Origin of the sequence: Komagataeibacter rhaeticus (assembly GCF_003207855.1) — a bacterium.
Lineage (GTDB): Bacteria > Pseudomonadota > Alphaproteobacteria > Acetobacterales > Acetobacteraceae > Komagataeibacter > Komagataeibacter rhaeticus.
Genome location: NZ_NKTZ01000032.1, coordinates 1 through 17,670 on the forward strand (window position 1 = coordinate 1; position 17,670 = coordinate 17,670).

A 17,670-nucleotide genomic window follows, 5' to 3' on the forward strand; every position below is an offset into this window, starting at 1 on the left:
TCTTCCAGTCTCCCCTTACCACCGCGGGGTGGAGCAGCCCGGTAGCTCGTCAGGCTCATAACCTGAAGGCCGCAGGTTCAAATCCTGCCCCCGCAACCATGAATCCCGTTTAATATCAAATACTTAGGCCGCCTCATGGGCGGCCTTTTGCGTTTCTGCTCCGCGCGCAGGATGCGTATAGGATGCAAATGGGAGTGAAACTCCAGCGTAGATAGGACTGAAATCGGGGCGTTTCACGATGGCGTGATCTTTGTCGGCAGCCTTATCGATCAGTGGAAATTACGCGATCTGACGACGATGCGCTCACCGGCGGAATCGCTGTCATGGGTGCTCTCAGCAGAGGAGCGATTACCGATGTCTGCGAGCAACCCGGAAAGGTCGGTGATCTCTTTTGCTACCAGATGCACGACGTCACCTTCCTTCTGGAGCATGCCCGTCACCGCCAGCATCTGCCCACCAAGCACCACGCGCCGGTTTGCATCGAACATATCCGGCCAGATGATGACGTTCATGTTGGCTGTCTCGTCCTCCAGCGTCATGAACACCACGCCTTCGGCAGACCCTGGTCGCTGCCGAACCAGCACCAGCCCTGCCACGGTGAGACGCTTCCCATCCTTTGCCGCCAGCGCCTGCCGACAGGTGACGATGTCCCGTTCTCGCAGATCCCTGCGAAGAAATGCGAGGGGATGGTCCCGCAGGGTCAGGCCAAGCCGGTTATAGTCCCGCACTACCTCGGCGCCATCCCGCATGGGCTGCAGCAACACATCCGGCTCCTCCGCTTCACGCGTTACTTCCGCAGCCGCAAACAGGGGCAGGGGTTCATCGCGCAGAGCTTTGATCGCCCAGAGCGCCTCGCGCCGTGTCAGCCCGAGCGAAGGGCGGAACGCGTCCGCTTCGGCCAGATGGGTCAGGGCTGCCGACTTCACGCCAGCCCGACGCCACAGATCATCAATGGATGTAAAGGGACGGGAGGCTCGTGCGGCAACAATCCGGGCCGCATCGTCATTGGCCAGGCCCTTGACCAGACTGATGCCCAGCCGCACGGCGAAGCGACCCTCCGGTGTTTCCGGCCCTTCCAGTGTGCTGTCCCAGCGTGAAGCATTCACGCAGACAGGCCTGACCTCCACGCCGTGTTCCCGCGCATCGCGGACCAGTTGTGCCGGCGCATAGAACCCCATCGGCTGGCTGTTCAGGAGTGAGGTCAGAAACACATCCGGATGGGTGCATTTCATCCATGACGACGAGTAGGCCAGAATGGCGAAACTGGCCGCGTGGCTCTCGGGAAATCCGTAAGAACCGAAGCCTTCCAGTTGCTGATAGATCCGCTCGGCGAATTCCTCATCATACCCATTGGCGCGCATGCCTTCGATCAGGCGTGTCTGAAACTGCGAGACGGTACCGGTATTCTTGAAAGTCGCCATCGCGCGACGCAACTGATCGGCCTCGGCGGCGGTAAACCCTGCACAGATCATGGCGACCTGCATCGCCTGTTCCTGAAACAACGGGATACCGAGCGTCTTTTTCAGAACCTTTTCCAGTTCAGGTGTCGGATAGTTTTCCGGTTCGATCCCTTCGCGCCTGCGGAGATAGGGATGGACCATATCCTCCTGTATAGGGCCGGGACGCACGATCGCGACCTCAATGACGAGATCATAGAACACACGCGGCTTCAGGCGCGGCAGCATGGACATCTGCGCGCGGGATTCAATTTGGAACACGCCGATCGTGTCGGCCTTGCGGATCATGGCGTAGGTGCGCGGATCCTCGGCCGGGAGGGCCTGGAGCGTAAAGTGTTGGCCTTTGTGCGCCGCCAGCAGGTCCAGACCTTTCTTCATGCAGGTCAGCATGCCAAGGGCCAGAATATCGACCTTCATGAATTTCAGGACGTCGATATCATCCTTGTCCCATTCGATGATCTGGCGCTGCTCCATCGACGCAGGCTCAATGGGCACAAGCTCATCCAGCCGGTCATGCGTCAGCACAAATCCCCCGGGATGCTGTGACAGATGACGGGGTACGCCGATCAGGCAGCGGGCCAGATCAAGCGTCAGGCGGATACGGCGGTCTGACAGATCAATGCCACTATCAGTCAGGGCGTCATCGTCCAGCCTGTGGCCCCAACCATGAGTCTGGCCCGAGAGCGTGCGGATCAGGTCTTCCGGCAGGCCCATGACCTTGCCAACATCCCGCAAAGCCCCTTTGGCGCGATAGCGGATCACCACGGCTGTCAGGGCCGCGCGGTCACGTCCGTAATGCTCATACACCCACTGGATGACCTGCTCGCGCCGTGCATGCTCGAAATCCACGTCGATGTCCGGCGGCTCGCCCCGCTCTTCGGAGACGAAGCGCTCGAACAGCAGCGAATTACGGGCGGGGTCGATGGCTGTGATGCCGAGCACGTAGCAGACGGCAGAATTGGCCGCCGAGCCGCGTCCCTGACAGAGAATATCCTGAGAGCGGGCATAGCGGACAATGCTGTTCACGGTCAGGAAATAGGGCGCGTAGGCCATGCGCCCGATCAGGCCGAGTTCATGGCGGAGCGTTTCCGCCACGTCATCCGGTACGCCATCCGGATAGACGGAACGGGCGCCCTCCCAGGTCAGCGCCTCCAGCGCCTGCTGGGGTGTCTGGCCAGGTACGGAGACTTCATCAGGATACTGGTAGGCCAGATCATCGAGCGAGAAGCGGCAGCGCTCCACGATATCCATGGTGCGGGCGGCGGCTTCAGGGTAACGGCTGAACAGCCGGGCCATTTCCTGTGGCGGTTTGAGATAGCGGTCCGCGTGACGCTCGCGGACGAACCCGGCCTCGTCGATGGTGGTGTTATGCCGGATGCAGGTGACGACATCCTGAAGGATGCGCCGGTCGTGGGTATGGAACAGCACGTCATTGGTCACAACGGTTGGCACCCGTGCCTGATGCGCCAGGTTGGCAAGCTCATACAGCCGCATCGGGTCATTGGGACGGCGTAGCAGGGTGAGCGCCATATAGGCACGGTCAGCAAAGGCGTCCTTCAGCTTGCGCAGATGCAGACCGCAGGCATCATCCGCCGTGTCGGGGATCAGGACAACGATCAGGCCTTCACCCCAGGTGACGAGATCCTCCCAGAGCAGATGGCATTTCCCTTTGCCAGCGCGCGCCTTACCGATGGTGAGCAGACGACACAACCGGCCATAGGCGGCCCGGTCCGTCGGGTAGACCAACACGGGCGGAAAATCCGCCAGATCGAGACGGCATCCCACGACAAGCCGGAGCCCCGCCTGTTTCGCCGCCACATGCGCCTGTACCATGCCGGCCAGAGAATTGCGGTCGCAGATACCGAGCGCCTCCATACCAAGTGCCTTGGCCTGTTCGAACAGTTCGATCGGGGAGGATGCCCCGCGCAGGAACGAGAAATAGGTCGTGACCTGTAGTTCGGTATAACGCGGTGCGGATATGGTCATCCGAAGATTCCGTGCAAGAACCAGCCCTGCGAGCCGGTCTCGCCATGCTCGCCATCACCCGCCCGGTAGAGCCAGAAGCGCTCTCCAGACGTGTCCTCCACCCGGAAGTAATCCCGGTCGATGGTCAGTTCAGCATCATTCTTCCACCATTCACCAAAGACCCGCTCCGGGCCGTCAGCGCATTTCACTTTCCGCCGCACCCCTCGCCAGATGAAGAACAGCGGCGGCTGGTCCGGCAGTTCCGCCATGGCCTGCACCGGCTCAGGTCGTGCGAGCAGGCGCGTCGGACGCGGCCAGTGATCCGGCCAGTCCTTCGTCTCCTCGGGGGCCAGAGCGGGCACGCGGCAGAAGGAGCGTTCGGGCAGATCACTTTCCACCGGGGCAAACCGATAGAGCGCCTGCATACCCACACGGTTGGCCAGTGTGTCGACCAGATCAGACACATCGGTCTCTTCCTCGGCAATCAGGGAGGAGACCGTCTGCCGCCGGTCCATGGGTTCCGCCTGTGACGCGATCAGCACCATGCGCTCGATGCCGAAGCCCGGATTGATCGTTTCAATTTTCTCGCACAGCAGCCGCGTCAGACGTTTCACGTCCCGTACGGGCATGGCGGTCGCCACACGGATCGCTTCGGTGCGACTGTCCACGCGATGCAGCAGCAGGTCGAGGCGGCGCACGCCCTGTCCACGTTCGTCCAGCCCCTGGCAGAGCAGCGGCACCAGCTTGCCGATATAGCGCGCGATGGTCTCAGCAGCGCCGATGGGTTCGGCAAAGTTCCGGCTGACCTCGACTGGATCGACGGGACGGACCGGAAGGATGGCTTCCCCGATGCGTCCAAAGGCCTGATCCAGCCTGCGGGCGATATCAGGACCGAACCGCAGCGCTAGGGGTGCCCGTGGCATGGCGGCCAGTGGTCCGATGCGCGACACACCCAGCGTGGCCAGACCTTCGATAATGGTGGGGGGCAGGCGCAGCGCCTCAAGGGGAAGATCGGCCAGTGCCTTTGACGCATCACCGGCCTGCACAACGGCAATCGGTACCCGGCCATAGCGGGCGATGGCGTGCGCAGCGCCCCACGTCTCCGCCACCACGGCCTTTGCCCGGAACCCGGCGCCCGCCATGCGATGAACCATGTCCTTGAGCATGGGAAGTTCACCGCCATGCAGGTGATCCGCCCCGGTCGTGTCCAGAACCAGGCCGTCCGGCGCATCGACGGCCACGATGGGCGCGATCCTGTGCTGGAACCATAGCGCCAGCTTTTCCAGACCCAGTCGGTCGTCCTCGGGATCGGCGTCCATCAGCACCAGATCGGGATAGAGCGCCTGAGCCTTGGCGACCGGCGTGCCGGGGCGCAGCCCCAGCTTCCGGGCGGCGAGATCGACCGACAAGACAATCCGTCGCCGTCCTTCGCGCCCGGCCAGCGCCAGCGGCGTTTCAGGCGCGGGCGCGTCTGGTCCAAGTCGTTTCCTGATCCGGTCGGTCGCCCAGAGTGGCAGGTAAAGCGAGACGATCCGCGACCGGGATACAGGGGGCGAGCCTTCCTTTGGCATCACAGGCCTCCACTTCAAAATCGGCACATTCACCCGCCCGGGCACGGATCAGTTCCAGCAGCCAGCGGGGCCGTCCCACACCGGGCACCGGCAACGGCACGGATGGCAGGACGGACACCCGCCATCGGGTCACACTGGCAGTCGGCTGGCCGAAATCCGCCGCATCAGTCTGTCGTCGCCAGCGGCGTATCGCGATGCCCAGAGAGCCGGATGTCTCGGCCGCCAGTTGCAGGCGACGTGAGGCGGTCATGGACAGACGCGCCACCTCGGCGACCACGGCCCCCAGGCCACCATGCCGCAGCCCTTCCTCGAAGCAGGCCAGCACATCGACATCCGAACTGGCCTCGACAAAAATGGTCCGCCGAGCAGAAAGCCCGACCTGTTTCAGGGAGGGGGCGAACACATCCTGGCGGGTGACGATCCAGAGCACCTTGCCACGTGTGCGAGCCGCAATCCCGGCGCAGAACTGACCGGCGGCGGCACTGTGCAAGGCGTCATTCCCACCGCCGGCCACTTCATGAAGGGCACCGAGCGCCAGCCCGCCACCGGGCAGGCGGCTGTCGATCTCGCGCACGCCAAAAGGCAGCACCGTGCGGCGTCGGTCGCTGTGCCCTTCGAGACGGCTGATTGCGGCCCGCAGCGTCTCCAGACCGGGTTTTTTATGGATTTCAGCAGTCATGTCACGGCTCGACGGTCCTTGTGCAGGCGTATTTCATGATTATATGTTCCTGATTTGTTCTAATCATGCTACGCAAGTCAATGCAAATTCGCTCCGTATCCGGCATGCTGGTATCCGATGTTGGATCAGTATCGTTGATGAAAGTGCGCTAAGGAATTGAATCCAGAACTTTCTCCCGCTTCGGGCAGCGACGATTATCTGTCCCGTCTGAATGACGCGCAGCGGCAGGCCGTCACGCACGGGACCGGAGTCTCGCCGGGCGGGGCGGATTCATCCCCTCTGCTGGTCATTGCTGGCGCCGGATCGGGCAAGACCAACACACTGGCCCATCGGGTCGCGCATCTGATCGCCTCAGGCGCCGATCCGCGCCGCATCCTGCTGCTGACCTTCTCGCGGCGGGCCAGTGTAGAGATGACGCGACGGGTAGAGCGCATTTGCAAAACGGTGCTCGGCGGCAAAGCCGGACCTCTGGCTGACGCGTTGGCCTGGGCCGGGACGTTCCACTCCATCGGTGCGCGGCTGCTGCGGGAGTATGCCCAGCAGATTGGCATGGACCCGGCGTTTTCGATCCATGATCGGGAAGATTCTGCTGACCTGATGAATCTGATCCGCCATGATCTGGGGTTTTCGAAAACCGAGAAGCGGTTCCCCGGCAAGGGTACGTGTCTTGCCATCTATTCCCGCGTGGTGAATTCCGGCGCACCGCTCGCCGATGTATTGCTTAAGCACTATCCGTGGTGCGCGGGCTGGGAAGCCCAGCTCAAACAGCTGTTTGCAGGCTATGTCACGGCGAAACAGGAACAGGGCGTGCTGGATTATGACGACCTGCTGCTGTGCTGGGCGCAGATGGTCAGCGATCCGGTACTGGCCGCCGATATCGGCGGCAAATGGGATCATGTGCTGGTTGACGAGTATCAGGACACCAACCGGCTGCAGGCGGAGAACCTGCTGGGCATGAAGCCGGATGGACGCGGCCTTACGGTGGTGGGCGACGACGCGCAGTCGATCTATGCTTTCCGGGCCGCGACCGTGCGCAACATTCTCGATTTTCCGGCGTCTTTCGATCCTCCAGCATGCGTCGTGACGCTGGACCGGAACTATCGTTCCACGAAACCCATTCTGGATGCCGCCAACGCCGTGATCGGGGAAGCAGCCGAGCGGTTCACCAAGGATCTGTGGACCGAACGGGCGTCGGAGGAAAAGCCACGACTGGTCACCATCCAGGACGACACGGCGCAGGCCAATTACATCGCGGATCGGGTGCTGGAAGAGCGTGAGGCCGGCACACGGATGAAGCAGCAGGCGGTGCTGTTCCGGGCTTCGCACCATAGCGGCACGCTGGAGGTGGAACTGACAAGGCGCAACATCCCGTTCGTGAAGTTTGGCGGCCTGAAGTTTCTCGACAGCGCCCATGTCAAGGATGTGCTGGCCCTGCTGCGCTTTGCCCAGAACCCGCGCGACCGCATTGCGGGCTTCCGGATTCTGCAGCTTCTGCCGGGCGTGGGGCCGACCTCAGCCCGGCGCGTGCTGGATACAATGGGCGAGAATGCCCATCCCTTCGATGCGCTGCGGGACGTGAAAGCACCACCGCGCAGTGGCGAGGCCTGGACGGGGTTTGTGAATCTGCTGACCGCTCTTGGCGGCCATCAGGTCGGCTGGCCGGGCGAGATCGCGGCTGTGCGCTACTGGTATGAACCGCATCTGGAGCGTCTACATGAGGACGCTTCCACCCGTCTGGCCGATCTGGTGCAGCTGGAGCAGATCGCCGGCGGCTATCCGTCACGCGAGAAGTTCCTGACCGAACTGACGCTGGACCCGCCGGATGCCACGTCCGACCAGGCTGGCGTGCCGCTGCTGGATGAGGATTACCTGATCCTCTCGACGATCCATTCCGCCAAGGGGCAGGAATGGAAGAATGTCTTCGTGATGAATGTGGTGGATGGCTGCATTCCGTCCGATCTGGCGACAGGCGAGCAGGATGACATCGAGGAGGAGCGCCGGCTGCTGTATGTCGCCATGACGCGGGCGAAGGACAGTCTCGATATCATGGTGCCGCAGCGTTTCTATGTGCATGGCCAGCACAGCCGGGGCGACCGGCATGTCTATGCCTCACGCACCCGTTTCATCGACCGGGACATGCTGCCCTTGTTCGAGGCTGTGTCGTGGCCCGTCGTGAAGCCGGAAGAGCAGGCCCGGCAGGAGGCGGTGAATTCGGTGCGGATCGACATGGCCGCCCGCCTGCGCGGCATGTGGTCGTAAGGGGACAGGCGGATGTGCAATCTCTATTCCATGACTTCCAACCCACAGGCGATCAAGGACGTTGCAAAAGTCCTCGAGGATCGCACGGGGAATCTCCAGCCATTGCCCGAGATTTACCCGAACACGATGGCACCGGTTGTGCGGAATGGAGACAATGGCCGTGAACTGGTCATGGCGCGCTGGGGCATGCCGACACCGCCCGGTTACCTGAAAGGCCATAAAGTGGATCGCGGTATGACCAATATCCGCAATCCGACCTCGACATGGTGGAAGCGCTGGGAAGGGGTGGCGCATCGCTGTCTAGTGCCGCTGACCGCCTTTTCGGAACCGGAGCGTTTGCCTAATGGCAAATCACGGCCTGCGTGGTTTGTCCGCAGCGACGGTGAGCCGCTGGCTTTCTTTGCCGGGATCTGGTGCCGGTGGACGTCGGTGCGGAAACTGGCGGACGGGGAGACGACGGATGACCTGTTCGGTTTTCTGACCACTGAGGCCAACCGGGAAGTGGGCGCGGTTCATCCGAAGGCCATGCCTGTGATCCTGACGCAGCCGGATGAACTGGATGTGTGGATGAATGCGCCAGCGGAGGAGGCTCTGCAGCTTCAGCGGCCTCTGCCAGATGATCTGTTGGTCCGTGTTGAAGTCCGGCGTTCTTTGGAATGACGGCCATGAAGGCGAAAGATTACTTGCCGCTTTCGCCTCATCCCGGTCATTCGATGACTAATCGTACGGTTGGCAAAGCAGATAGATATCATTTCCCAATATCACTTGACCCGCAGGCGATATTTAACTTGGTGAGTAGTACACCTCTGTCCCGGATAGGTTTTTATCTGGGACAGGGCGCAGCATTCGCCTAATCTTTAGGCAACGCGGATCAGCTTGCGGTTGATAAACTCCTCGATGCCCAGGAAAGACAGTTCGCGACCAAAACCCGAATTTTTGATCCCGCCAAAGGGCAGTTCAGGCGCTGCAGCCGTTGCGGTGTTGATGAACATCATGCCGGTCTCGACCTGTTCCGCCACTTTTTCGGCGCGAGCAAGGTCGCGGGAGAACACGGACCCGCCGAGACCATAGGGGGAATCATTGGCCAGTTCGATGGCTTCATGCTCTGACGCGACCTTGTGCACGACCGCAACGGGGCCGAAAATCTCCTGATAGAAGACCGGATTGTCTTTGGAGACATTCGTCAGGATAGTCGGCTCCATGAAGAACCCCTTGCGATCCATCCGCTTGCCGCCAACCACCAGAGTTGCCCCTGCCTTAACGGCTTCGTCAGTCTGCGCCAGCGCAGTGTCCAGCGCCTTTTTGCTGCTCATCGGGCCATGGGTGGTGCCCTCAGCCAGCGGATCGCCGATGCGGAACTGCGTGATCGCCTTTTTCAGACCGGTGAGGAAGGCGTCATAGACCTTCTCATGCACGATCATCCGCTTGGCCGCCGTGCAGACCTGCCCGTTATTGGCGAAGCGACCCCATGTCGCCCATTTGACCGCCAGTTCAAGGTCCGCATCATCCAGCACGACGAAGGCGTCACTGCCACCCAGTTCCATCGTGTCCTTCTTCAGCGCCGCCCCCGCTTCGGCCGCGACCGCCTGGCCGGCGCGTTCGCTACCGGTCAGCGCGACGCCACGGATGCGGACATCCTTGATCAGTTCGGCTGACTGGTCGTTGTCGAGGAAGATGTTGGTATAGACGCCCACAGGCGCGCCCGCATCGTGGAACAGCTTTTCAAAGGCCAGCGCGCATTGCGGCACGTTGGGCGCGTGCTTGGCGATGACCACGTTACCTGCCATCAGGTTCGGCCCCGCTACGCGGGCAAGCTGGTAATAGGGGAAGTTCCATGGCTCGATGCAGTAGATCAGGCCAAGCGGCTGATTGATGATCTTTGCATGGCCTTCCTTGACCTTCAGATGCGTGGGAGCGAGGAATTTCTCCGCGCCATCGGCATAGAAGGAGAGAATATCGGCGGTGATGTCGATTTCCTCCAGCGCGTCCGGTAGCGCCTTGCCCATTTCGGTCGCGATCAGGCGCGCATGGGCCACACGATCGCGACGCAGCAGATCGGCGGCCTTTGACATGACGACCTTACGCTCGGCGATGTCGCATTTTTTCCAGTCGGTCTTCCACACATGGTCCGCGCGATCGACAATCGCCTTCATCTGCGCGGCGGTATGTAGTTCAAACGTGCGTTCCACGGTTTCCGTGGTCGGGTTGAGGGTTTGGTAAAAACTCATTGGTCTGTTTCCCTGTTTATTGATTATGGAACGGGTAGTCGGTGTAGCCATGCGCGCCGCCGCCATACATCGTCGCCGGGTCCAGCGAGTTGAACGGCCAGCCGTGTTCCAGCCGCGCAGGCAGGTCCGGATTGGCGATAAACTTCCGGCCAAAGCCGATCATGTCCGCCCATCCATGTGCCAGCACATGCTGGGCTTTGTGCAGGTCGTAACGGCCCGCGCACAGGATGCGGCCGTCGAAGATGTCGCGCACACTGGCTCGGAAGGTGTCCGGCATTTCCGGCGCATTATCCCAGTCGGCTTCGGCGAGCGAGACATAGGCGATGCCCGCATCCGCCAGCACGCGCACGGCCTGCGTGTAGGTCTCCGCCGGATTGTCCTCCAGCAGGCCAAGATAGACACGCTCTTCCGTGGTCGTGCCGAACAGTGGGGAAAATCGCACGCCCAGCCTGTCGGGCGTAACCACGGCGGAGACGGCTTCGACCACCTCGCGCAGGAAGCGCAGGCGGTTGGACAGGCTGCCGCCATAAGCATCGGTACGGAAATTGGCGCGTTCGGATAGGAACTGGTTGATCAGGTAACCATTGGCGGCGTGAATCTCCACACCATCAAACCCGGCGGACAGTGCATTGCGTGCCGCCTGTGCATACATCTCCACCAGTTCATGGATTTCGGGAATGGAAAGTGCGCGCGGCATGTCGGGTGGGACCAGCTTTCCCGTGCCCGGTCCCGTGGGGATGAACACGTTCACGCCTGTTGCCGCAACCGCCGACGGGGCGATCGGCGCCTCATGACTAGGTTGCAAAGCGCGGTGGGACACGCGGCCGACATGCCACAACTGTGCAAAGATGGGCTGCCGCTTTGCGTGTACCGCATTGGTGACCAGTTTCCAGCCCGCGACCTGTTCAGGGGAGTAGATGCCCGGTGTCCAGGCATAGCCCTGTCCGCGGGGTTCGATCTGCGTGCCCTCGGTAATCAGGAACCCCGCCTGTGTGCGCTGCGCGTAATATTCGGCCATCAGCGTGTTGGTGATGTCCCCGGGTTGCGTGCTGCGGCAGCGTGTCAGGGGTGGCAGGAAGATCCGGTTTTCAAGGGACAAATCGCCCAGCCGCACAGGATCGAATAAAGAAGACGAAGACATGATCAACCTTGTTCACAAATGCAGGACATCCGTCCGGCCCGCGTGTAAACATTGACCCACCCTCTGGTGTGCGCAAGAACGCACATAAACCGCCACTAGTGTCAGGAATGATACCATGCCCCGCATTCGTCACACCACGCTGGCCTGTAGCCCCGGCTGCACGGTGGAAGCCACGCTCGAACTGTTTGGGGGCAAGTGGAAGGCGTTGATTCTGTATCACCTGTTCGAGGACGGGGTGCTGCGGTTTGGCGAACTGCGCCGCCGCCTGCCCAATGTCACACAGCGGATGCTGACCAACCAGTTGCGCGAACTCGAGGCAGACGGCCTGGTGTCACGCACCGTCTTCCCCGAGGTACCACCGCATGTGGAATACGCCCTGACCGATCTGGGCAAAACCCTGAAACCAGTTATTCAGGCACTCAAAACATGGGGAGATCGGTATGCGCATTCTCTCCAGCGGAACAAAGCTGGTGATTGAGATTGACCGCTAAGCATTATGGACAATTCCTGCAGCAACATACCTGTCAGTATAGCAGAAGCAGAGCGGACGGGCAGCAGTCGCCTCATTGCAGACGTGTTCGCATGAATGCAGTCATCCCGTAAGCGGACATTGTTTCATGAGTGATCGGCTAGTTTCAGTCCCGATGACATCGCATAATTTTTTGATTCTAAATTCGAGGCCACCATTCAAATGGCCTATGTTAGCTTTCCCTCTTCAGATCCTATGCCACTTCATCAAAGGTTTTCACCAGACATCAATTTCCGATGCACGATGCGTCCTCGACTGGTAAGGCGAGCGGCAGCACTGCCCCAGCGTGCGGAAAACCCGGCCGCGACATATCCCATCAATATCAATGATCCACGGATGGCGCCGCGATCCGCTCTGGGAATGCCATATTCACCATTTATCGGTAGAGAGAGAATAAAACGGCACTGTTCTTTTGTGAGATCTTTCGCAGCCAGATAGGACCTGGCCGCCCCGTTCTGGATGGGGAAATCCATAACATTACTCATGACCTGTCTCCTCTGGCTCAAACTCTTCAGGAAATCATAGTTTCAGCTTGCATCCACTGACTGACGTCGACCCTCTCGCCCTGAAACAAAGGAGAAGGGCGTAACAAGGAAAATCATGAAAATATTGATACAACTTGCACACGACAATACAGATCCATCGCAGCTTTCTGTGCACCAATCAGATTCTGAACCGCTATATAGGTTTGCACGTAACTTGCTTCCTGCACATGCGCTGGCCTGTCAGTCAGCGCCATCGCCATTTCTATCGCTGTGTCGAGAAGCGGCCTGAAATGTGCTTCCAGATAGTCACCACGCATCTGATGGTCTGTTGGTAGATTGGAAACAGTCATCTGGAAAAGATCATAGCCATTCTGCTGCAATTGTTCTTCTTCAGGTAAAACTGCATCTGTCCCCAGTAAAGAAATGACACAGGTTCGATCAGGCGCCAGAAGAATGATCTTTTCCAGCAAAGGATGAAAAGCGTGGGAAGGTGGTGCTATAAAAGGCAATCTCATAGTGCTGCCTTTTCTGCGCTTTCCGGTGCCTGACCACATCGCCTGAGCAGATTGCGAAGTTGATTGATAACAGGAAAGACTTCCCGATTGTGATCTCCACCGAGGTCTTTCCATGCCGCCTGTTCCAGCTCGACAATCTCGCGATCTTCAAAGAAGACGCGCTCCGTGAATGCGACCAGTATTGGCCAGGCAAGATCCAGTAAAAAAGGCACTTTCAATCGTTTGATCGACAACAGACCGAAAACACGGTTGGTCATTTGCTCACGGTCCTGTGGCACATACGAGATCCACAACTCCATCACGGGTTCCTCAATCCCCTGCGTTTCAATACGCAGGCTCTGATAGGGATAGTGTGTCCTGATGGTCATGACGTCCCGATAGGCAAAATCCCGACCATCACGGCGTCTCTGGCCGTAGATCAGCGCCTCACTCAAAGGCTGTTTGCCGCCGGTTCGTGCAAAGGTGTAGCGGGCTTCAACAAAATCATCACCGTGGTCCATTCCCAGAAACCGCGGCTTCATTTTTCCGACCAACCGACTGTGCAGGACCTGGTGATTCATATCCATCAGGTTTTCATGCATGAAACTGTAATGACAGTTCACCATCTGCCCGAAACGTCGCGTGCGATAACGCGTATCTCTCACCCTTGGAAAGTCAGGGAGCGGGACAATCTCTGCAAGAGACTGATCCCCCATGAAAACAAAAATAAGCCCGTCTTTTTCGCGACAGGCCCAACTTTTGAGACGCAGACATTGCGCTTCGGCAGAAACATTGGGCGAAACACATTGGCCGTCCCGATTATATCTCAGACCATGAGCGGGACAGCTTATCTGGTCACCACAAACCTTTCCTTTGCCAAGCAGAACCTGCCGATGGGCGCACAGGCCATCTAGCGCATAAGGAACGCCGCTTTTAGGACGTACGATGACGATATGCTGTCCTGCAAACCGGACATCGATTGCCTTTTCCCCTCCCAATTCACGGGACCAGGCGACAGGATACCAGAAATCCGGGTTGGTTCTGACACGTCTTAAATCAATCTGTACCGCGCACGCTGAATGGTCTGAAATTTGGTGGAGCTCGTTTTCCATTACCTCGACACTTCAACTGGCTCAGCGCAAAGGAAACAACGCAACCCAAGTCATGGAGCGTTATGTCGTCTCTCGCATTTTGTCTGAGCAGGTATAACTCGTTATCAATTACCGGACAGAATGCGTCAGTGTCCGCCGGCTGAACCGAAAGTTTCTAACGGATCAATGCTGTCAGCAGCACAAAAGCGTTGTCCATATATCGGTCAGGAATAACAGAGCAGAAGACCGTGTCCGGACAAGAGGCCACCGCCTGATTCATCAGGAACGACCGCGGCATAAGGCAGACAGGCATATATTCTCTCCTCCCTTCGGTCATCCCGCCCGACGGTTGGTGGCTGAGCAATGGCAGGTCTCCTGGCTCACGGATCATGGCCAACCGGTTCCAACCTTCCCGTTCCTATGAGAACAGTGGTTCACGTTCAAAGTGAACGAACCAGTGACATACCGCCTACAGTTGCGGGAGCAGCCTCCGACTTTGCTTCTGGCCGAATGTCTGACCAGAACATAACGGAGTTCCCTATTAACCCGCTCGCGCGGGACCATTGAAGCGTTTGCCTTTGCACCATGCCGCCAAACGCATCCAGAGTGCAAGCTGGAACATCATGGAGCGGCGGAAGGCAGATATCAGTTTTTCGTATGTAGACCATGCGTCTGATTGACCTGATTTCCCGAAGACAAACAGTGCGCTGATCAGTTTCCGGTGTCGTTCTTTCCGGGGACAACGCCGCCACATTTTACCATGAACAAAATTGATGTGTTTATGAAATCAAATCATTTCTACTCACGGATACGTTCAGGCATAAAGCTGCGATGACGATGACCACCACCGCCTGAGAGAGGCAGAAGCCAAACTGGGGATGCCATGCATCACCATTGTCCTCATTCTGGATTGGGGTGGAAAAGGGACACAGGACCACAATGATTCAGGACTCGACATTCAGTATCCATAGGCTCCGCTTCGATGAGAACTATCATCCTTCTGACAGGACGCGCCTTACGACCAATTTTGCCAATCTGGCGAGAGGGGAAAGCCGTCAGGAAAACCTGCGCAACGTGCTGCGCATGATCGACAACCGGTTCAATGATCTGGCGCACTGGGATAATGCCAACAGAGATCGCTACACTCTTGAACTTGAAATCGTTTCTGTCGAGATGGATCTCGCCTTTTCTGGCAAAAGCGGCAGCTTTCCTCTGATCGAAGTCCTCTACACAACAATTGTTGATAAAAACGCCAACAAACGGATAGAGGGCCTCGCCGGGAACAGTTTTTCCTCGTATGTGCGGGATTACGACTTCAGCGTGTTGTTACCGGCTTACAATAAAGAGAAAGCCGAATTCAGTGTCCCCCATAACTATGGGGACTTACATGGAAATCTCTTTAAAAGCGTTATGAACTCGTCTGCTTACAAGCAGAATTTCAAAAAACCGCCAGTCATCTGCCTCAGTGTTTCGACCAATCGTACCTATCATCGGACGGAAAATCAGCATCCTGTTCTCGGCGTTGAATATGAGCAGCGAGAATTTTCCCTGACAGACCAGTATTTTCAAAAAATGGGTATGCAGGTTCGTTATTTCATGCCGCGCAATAGTGCTGCACCGTTGGCCTTCTATTTTTTTGGCGATCTGCTGTCTGACTATTCTGCCCTTGAACTGATCAGCACCATCAGCGTGATGGAATCTTTTCAGAAGGTCTACCGTCCTGAAATTTACAATGCCAATTCTGCGGCGGCTGACTGTTATCAGCCAAGCCTGAATCATCAGGATTATTCAAACACCCGAATTGTCTACGACCGGGAAGAGCGGAGCCAACTGGCAACCGCTCAGGGAAAATATACGGAAGAAAATTTCATCTGGCCATATCACGATATCCTCGAACAGTGGTCTGCCAGTGACGCCGGCTGATCCATCAGAAAGACAAGGTCATCTCTCATGAAAACACTGCTCCCCACCTCAACGGCTGGTAGTCTGCCCAAACCCTCATGGCTCGCACAGCCTGAGACCCTGTGGTCGCCCTGGAAATTGCACGGAGAGGAACTGGTCGAAGGCAAACAGGATGCGCTACGCCTGACACTGGACGATCAGGACCGCGCTGGGATCGATATCGTCAGTGACGGTGAACAAACGCGTCAGCATTTCGTCACGACGTTCATTGAACATCTCAATGGTGTAGATTTCGAGAATCGCCAGACGGTCAAAATTCGCAACCGCTACGATGCGAGCGTGCCATCAGTCATAGGCGCTGTAACGCGCGAGAAGCCTGTTTTTGTCGAGGATGCGAAGTTTTTACGCACGCTGACGAAGAAGCCCATCAAGTGGGCGCTCCCCGGTCCCATGACCATGATCGACACGCTCCATGATGGCCACTACAAAAGCCGCGAAAAACTGGCCTGCGAATTCGCCAAAATTCTCAATCAGGAAGCGAAAGAACTGGAAGCGGCTGGTGTCGACATCATCCAGTTCGATGAGCCTGCCTTCAATGTTTTTTTTGATGAGGTCAATGACTGGGGCATCGCCACTTTGGAGCGGGCTATTGAAGGACTGAAATGCGAAACCGCCGTCCATATCTGCTATGGTTATGGTATCAAAGCCAATATCGACTGGAAAAATGCCCTTGGGGAAGAGTGGCGGCAGTATGAAGAGATCTTTCCCAAACTGCAGAAATCCAATATCGATCTGATTTCACTGGAATGTCAGAACTCCCGCGTTCCGATGGATCTGATCGAACTTATTCGTGGGAAAAAGGTCATGGTCGGCGCCATTGATGTAGCCACCAATGCCATTGAAACTCCAGACGAAGTCGCAAATACGCTACGAAAAGCCCTTCAATTTGTGGATGCCGACAAGCTTTATCCCTGCACCAATTGCGGTATGGCGCCTTTGCCGCGTAATGTGGCTCGCGGCAAGCTGGATGCTCTGGGCGCAGGTGCGGAAATTAGAAGTGGTCCCCATTTTTCGGACAGGGCGATAAGCTATAATCCGATCTGAGAGAGAACGGGTTTTATGGGCAAGGTTACGCGGAAACGGTATGCGGCAGAGTTCAAGTCACGGGTTGCGCTGGAGGCGATCCGTGGGGAACTGACGCTGGCGGAACTGGCTTCGAAACATGGCGTGCATCAGACGATGATCGCCCAATGGAAGCGCCAGGCGATCGAAGGCATGGCAAGCCTTTTTTCTGGTAAGTCAGTAACGGAACCTTCAGTCAGCCCTGCTGATGTAGAGAAACTGCACGCCAAGATCGGCCAGTTGCTGGTGGAACGGGATTTTTTGCGGGATGCCTCTGCTCGGTTGGGCGTGATCAGAGGCGGCAGATGATTGACCCGAAGAGAGCATGCCTGCCGATAATCCGGCAATGCACGCTGCTGCAACTCAACCGGTCGGGCGTCTACTATCGGCCTGTGCCACAGAGCGAAGCCAATCTGGAGCTGATGCGGCTGATCGACGCCCAGTTCCTGGAAACGCCGTATTATGGCTCACGGCAGATGACATGGCATCTGCGCCGCCAGGGACATGAAGTGGGCCGCAAGCGGGTCCGGCGGCTCATGGCGATCATGGGCCTGCGGGCGATCTACCAGAAGCCGCGCACGACCGTGCCCCATCCGGAGCATCGGAAATATCCATATCTGCTACGGGATCTGGTCATCAATCGGCCTGACCAGGTCTGGTGTTCCGATATCACATATATTCCCATGAAACGGGGATTTCTCTATCTCGTGGCGATCATGGACTGGTTCACGCGCAAGGTCCTGTCCT

At 58.1% G+C, this 17,670-nt stretch carries 13 protein-coding genes, 1 tRNA gene, 1 pseudogene and 1 riboswitch; of the genes and pseudogenes, 7 read left to right on the plus strand and 8 right to left on the minus strand.

Translation table 11 applies throughout. The features are described 5' to 3' along the window. The first annotated feature begins 22 nt into the window (after positions 1 to 22). Positions 23 to 99, plus strand: a tRNA-Met gene (locus CFR78_RS14875). A gap of 170 nt (positions 100 to 269) precedes the next feature. Here the strand turns inward: CFR78_RS14875 and CFR78_RS14880 are convergent. From CFR78_RS14880 to CFR78_RS14890, 3 genes are read right to left on the minus strand one after another with little or no spacing between them, the layout of a single operon-like run. Beyond that, positions 270 to 3,443, minus strand: coding sequence for an error-prone DNA polymerase (locus CFR78_RS14880; RefSeq protein ID WP_034927523.1), 3,174 nt, complete (start codon positions 3,441 to 3,443; stop codon positions 270 to 272). Further along, positions 3,440 to 4,993, minus strand: a complete 1,554-nt coding sequence (locus CFR78_RS14885; RefSeq protein WP_228120942.1) for a DNA polymerase Y family protein — start codon at positions 4,991 to 4,993, stop codon at positions 3,440 to 3,442. The genes CFR78_RS14880 and CFR78_RS14885 overlap by 4 nt, the downstream gene beginning before the upstream one ends. Then, positions 4,878 to 5,672, minus strand: coding sequence for an ImuA family protein (locus CFR78_RS14890; protein ID WP_034927520.1), 795 nt, complete (start codon positions 5,670 to 5,672; stop codon positions 4,878 to 4,880). Before CFR78_RS14890 ends, CFR78_RS14885 begins: the two co-directional genes overlap by 116 nt. Positions 5,673 to 5,828: 156 nt before the next feature. On the opposite strand from CFR78_RS14890, the gene CFR78_RS14895 reads away from it, so the two are divergent. Together CFR78_RS14895 and CFR78_RS14900 are read left to right on the plus strand one after the other, a co-directional pair. Next, the gene (locus tag CFR78_RS14895; RefSeq protein WP_051671984.1) at positions 5,829 to 7,931 is read left to right on the plus strand and encodes an ATP-dependent helicase; all 2,103 of its coding nucleotides are present in this window, start codon (positions 5,829 to 5,831) and stop codon (positions 7,929 to 7,931) included. A gap of 12 nt (positions 7,932 to 7,943) precedes the next feature. After that, on the plus strand, positions 7,944 to 8,591 hold the full coding sequence (locus tag CFR78_RS14900) for an SOS response-associated peptidase (protein WP_034927517.1): 648 nt from the start codon (positions 7,944 to 7,946) through the stop codon (positions 8,589 to 8,591). 197 nt (positions 8,592 to 8,788) lie between these two features. On the opposite strand, the gene CFR78_RS14905 is transcribed toward CFR78_RS14900, so the two are convergent. Both CFR78_RS14905 and CFR78_RS14910 read right to left on the minus strand, forming a co-directional pair. Continuing rightward, positions 8,789 to 10,159, minus strand: coding sequence for an NAD-dependent succinate-semialdehyde dehydrogenase (locus CFR78_RS14905; RefSeq protein WP_034927514.1), 1,371 nt, complete (start codon positions 10,157 to 10,159; stop codon positions 8,789 to 8,791). Positions 10,160 to 10,175: 16 nt separating this feature from the next. Continuing rightward, entirely contained in the window at positions 10,176 to 11,300 is a 1,125-nt protein-coding gene (locus CFR78_RS14910; RefSeq protein ID WP_034927511.1) for an alkene reductase, read from the minus strand. Between the two features lie 115 nt (positions 11,301 to 11,415). Between CFR78_RS14910 and CFR78_RS14915 the strand changes: the two genes are divergently transcribed. Continuing rightward, a complete protein-coding gene (locus CFR78_RS14915) occupies positions 11,416 to 11,778 on the plus strand; it encodes a winged helix-turn-helix transcriptional regulator (RefSeq protein WP_034927508.1) in 363 nt (120 codons plus the stop codon). A gap of 257 nt (positions 11,779 to 12,035) precedes the next feature. Here CFR78_RS14915 and CFR78_RS14920 read toward each other — a convergent pair whose 3' ends face one another. From CFR78_RS14920 to CFR78_RS14930, 3 genes are all read right to left on the minus strand, one after another. Then, positions 12,036 to 12,314 carry a hypothetical protein gene (locus CFR78_RS14920; RefSeq protein ID WP_228120877.1) on the minus strand — a complete coding sequence of 93 codons (279 nt, stop codon included), beginning with the start codon at positions 12,312 to 12,314 and terminating at the stop codon, positions 12,036 to 12,038. A gap of 113 nt (positions 12,315 to 12,427) precedes the next feature. Next, positions 12,428 to 12,829 (minus strand): hypothetical protein, encoded by a 402-nt coding sequence (locus CFR78_RS14925; RefSeq protein ID WP_181417553.1) that lies wholly within the window; start codon positions 12,827 to 12,829, stop codon positions 12,428 to 12,430. Then, positions 12,826 to 13,920 (minus strand): aromatic ring-hydroxylating oxygenase subunit alpha, encoded by a 1,095-nt coding sequence (locus CFR78_RS14930; protein ID WP_051672108.1) that lies wholly within the window; start codon positions 13,918 to 13,920, stop codon positions 12,826 to 12,828. Before CFR78_RS14930 ends, CFR78_RS14925 begins: the two co-directional genes overlap by 4 nt. 327 nt (positions 13,921 to 14,247) lie before the next feature. After that, positions 14,248 to 14,479, minus strand: a riboswitch (cobalamin riboswitch). Between the two features lie 359 nt (positions 14,480 to 14,838). Here CFR78_RS14930 and CFR78_RS14935 point away from each other — a divergent pair. The 3 genes and pseudogenes from CFR78_RS14935 to CFR78_RS14945 form a co-directional block, all read left to right on the plus strand. Further along, complete coding sequence (locus CFR78_RS14935) at positions 14,839 to 15,822, plus strand: DUF1852 domain-containing protein (protein WP_034931884.1); 984 nt, start codon at positions 14,839 to 14,841, stop codon at positions 15,820 to 15,822. A gap of 27 nt (positions 15,823 to 15,849) precedes the next feature. Further along, positions 15,850 to 16,905 carry a methionine synthase gene (locus tag CFR78_RS14940; protein ID WP_110581324.1) on the plus strand — a complete coding sequence of 352 codons (1,056 nt, stop codon included), beginning with the start codon at positions 15,850 to 15,852 and terminating at the stop codon, positions 16,903 to 16,905. Between the two features lie 15 nt (positions 16,906 to 16,920). Continuing rightward, positions 16,921 to 17,670 (plus strand): annotated as a pseudogene (locus tag CFR78_RS14945) (IS3 family transposase); the annotation flags it as partial.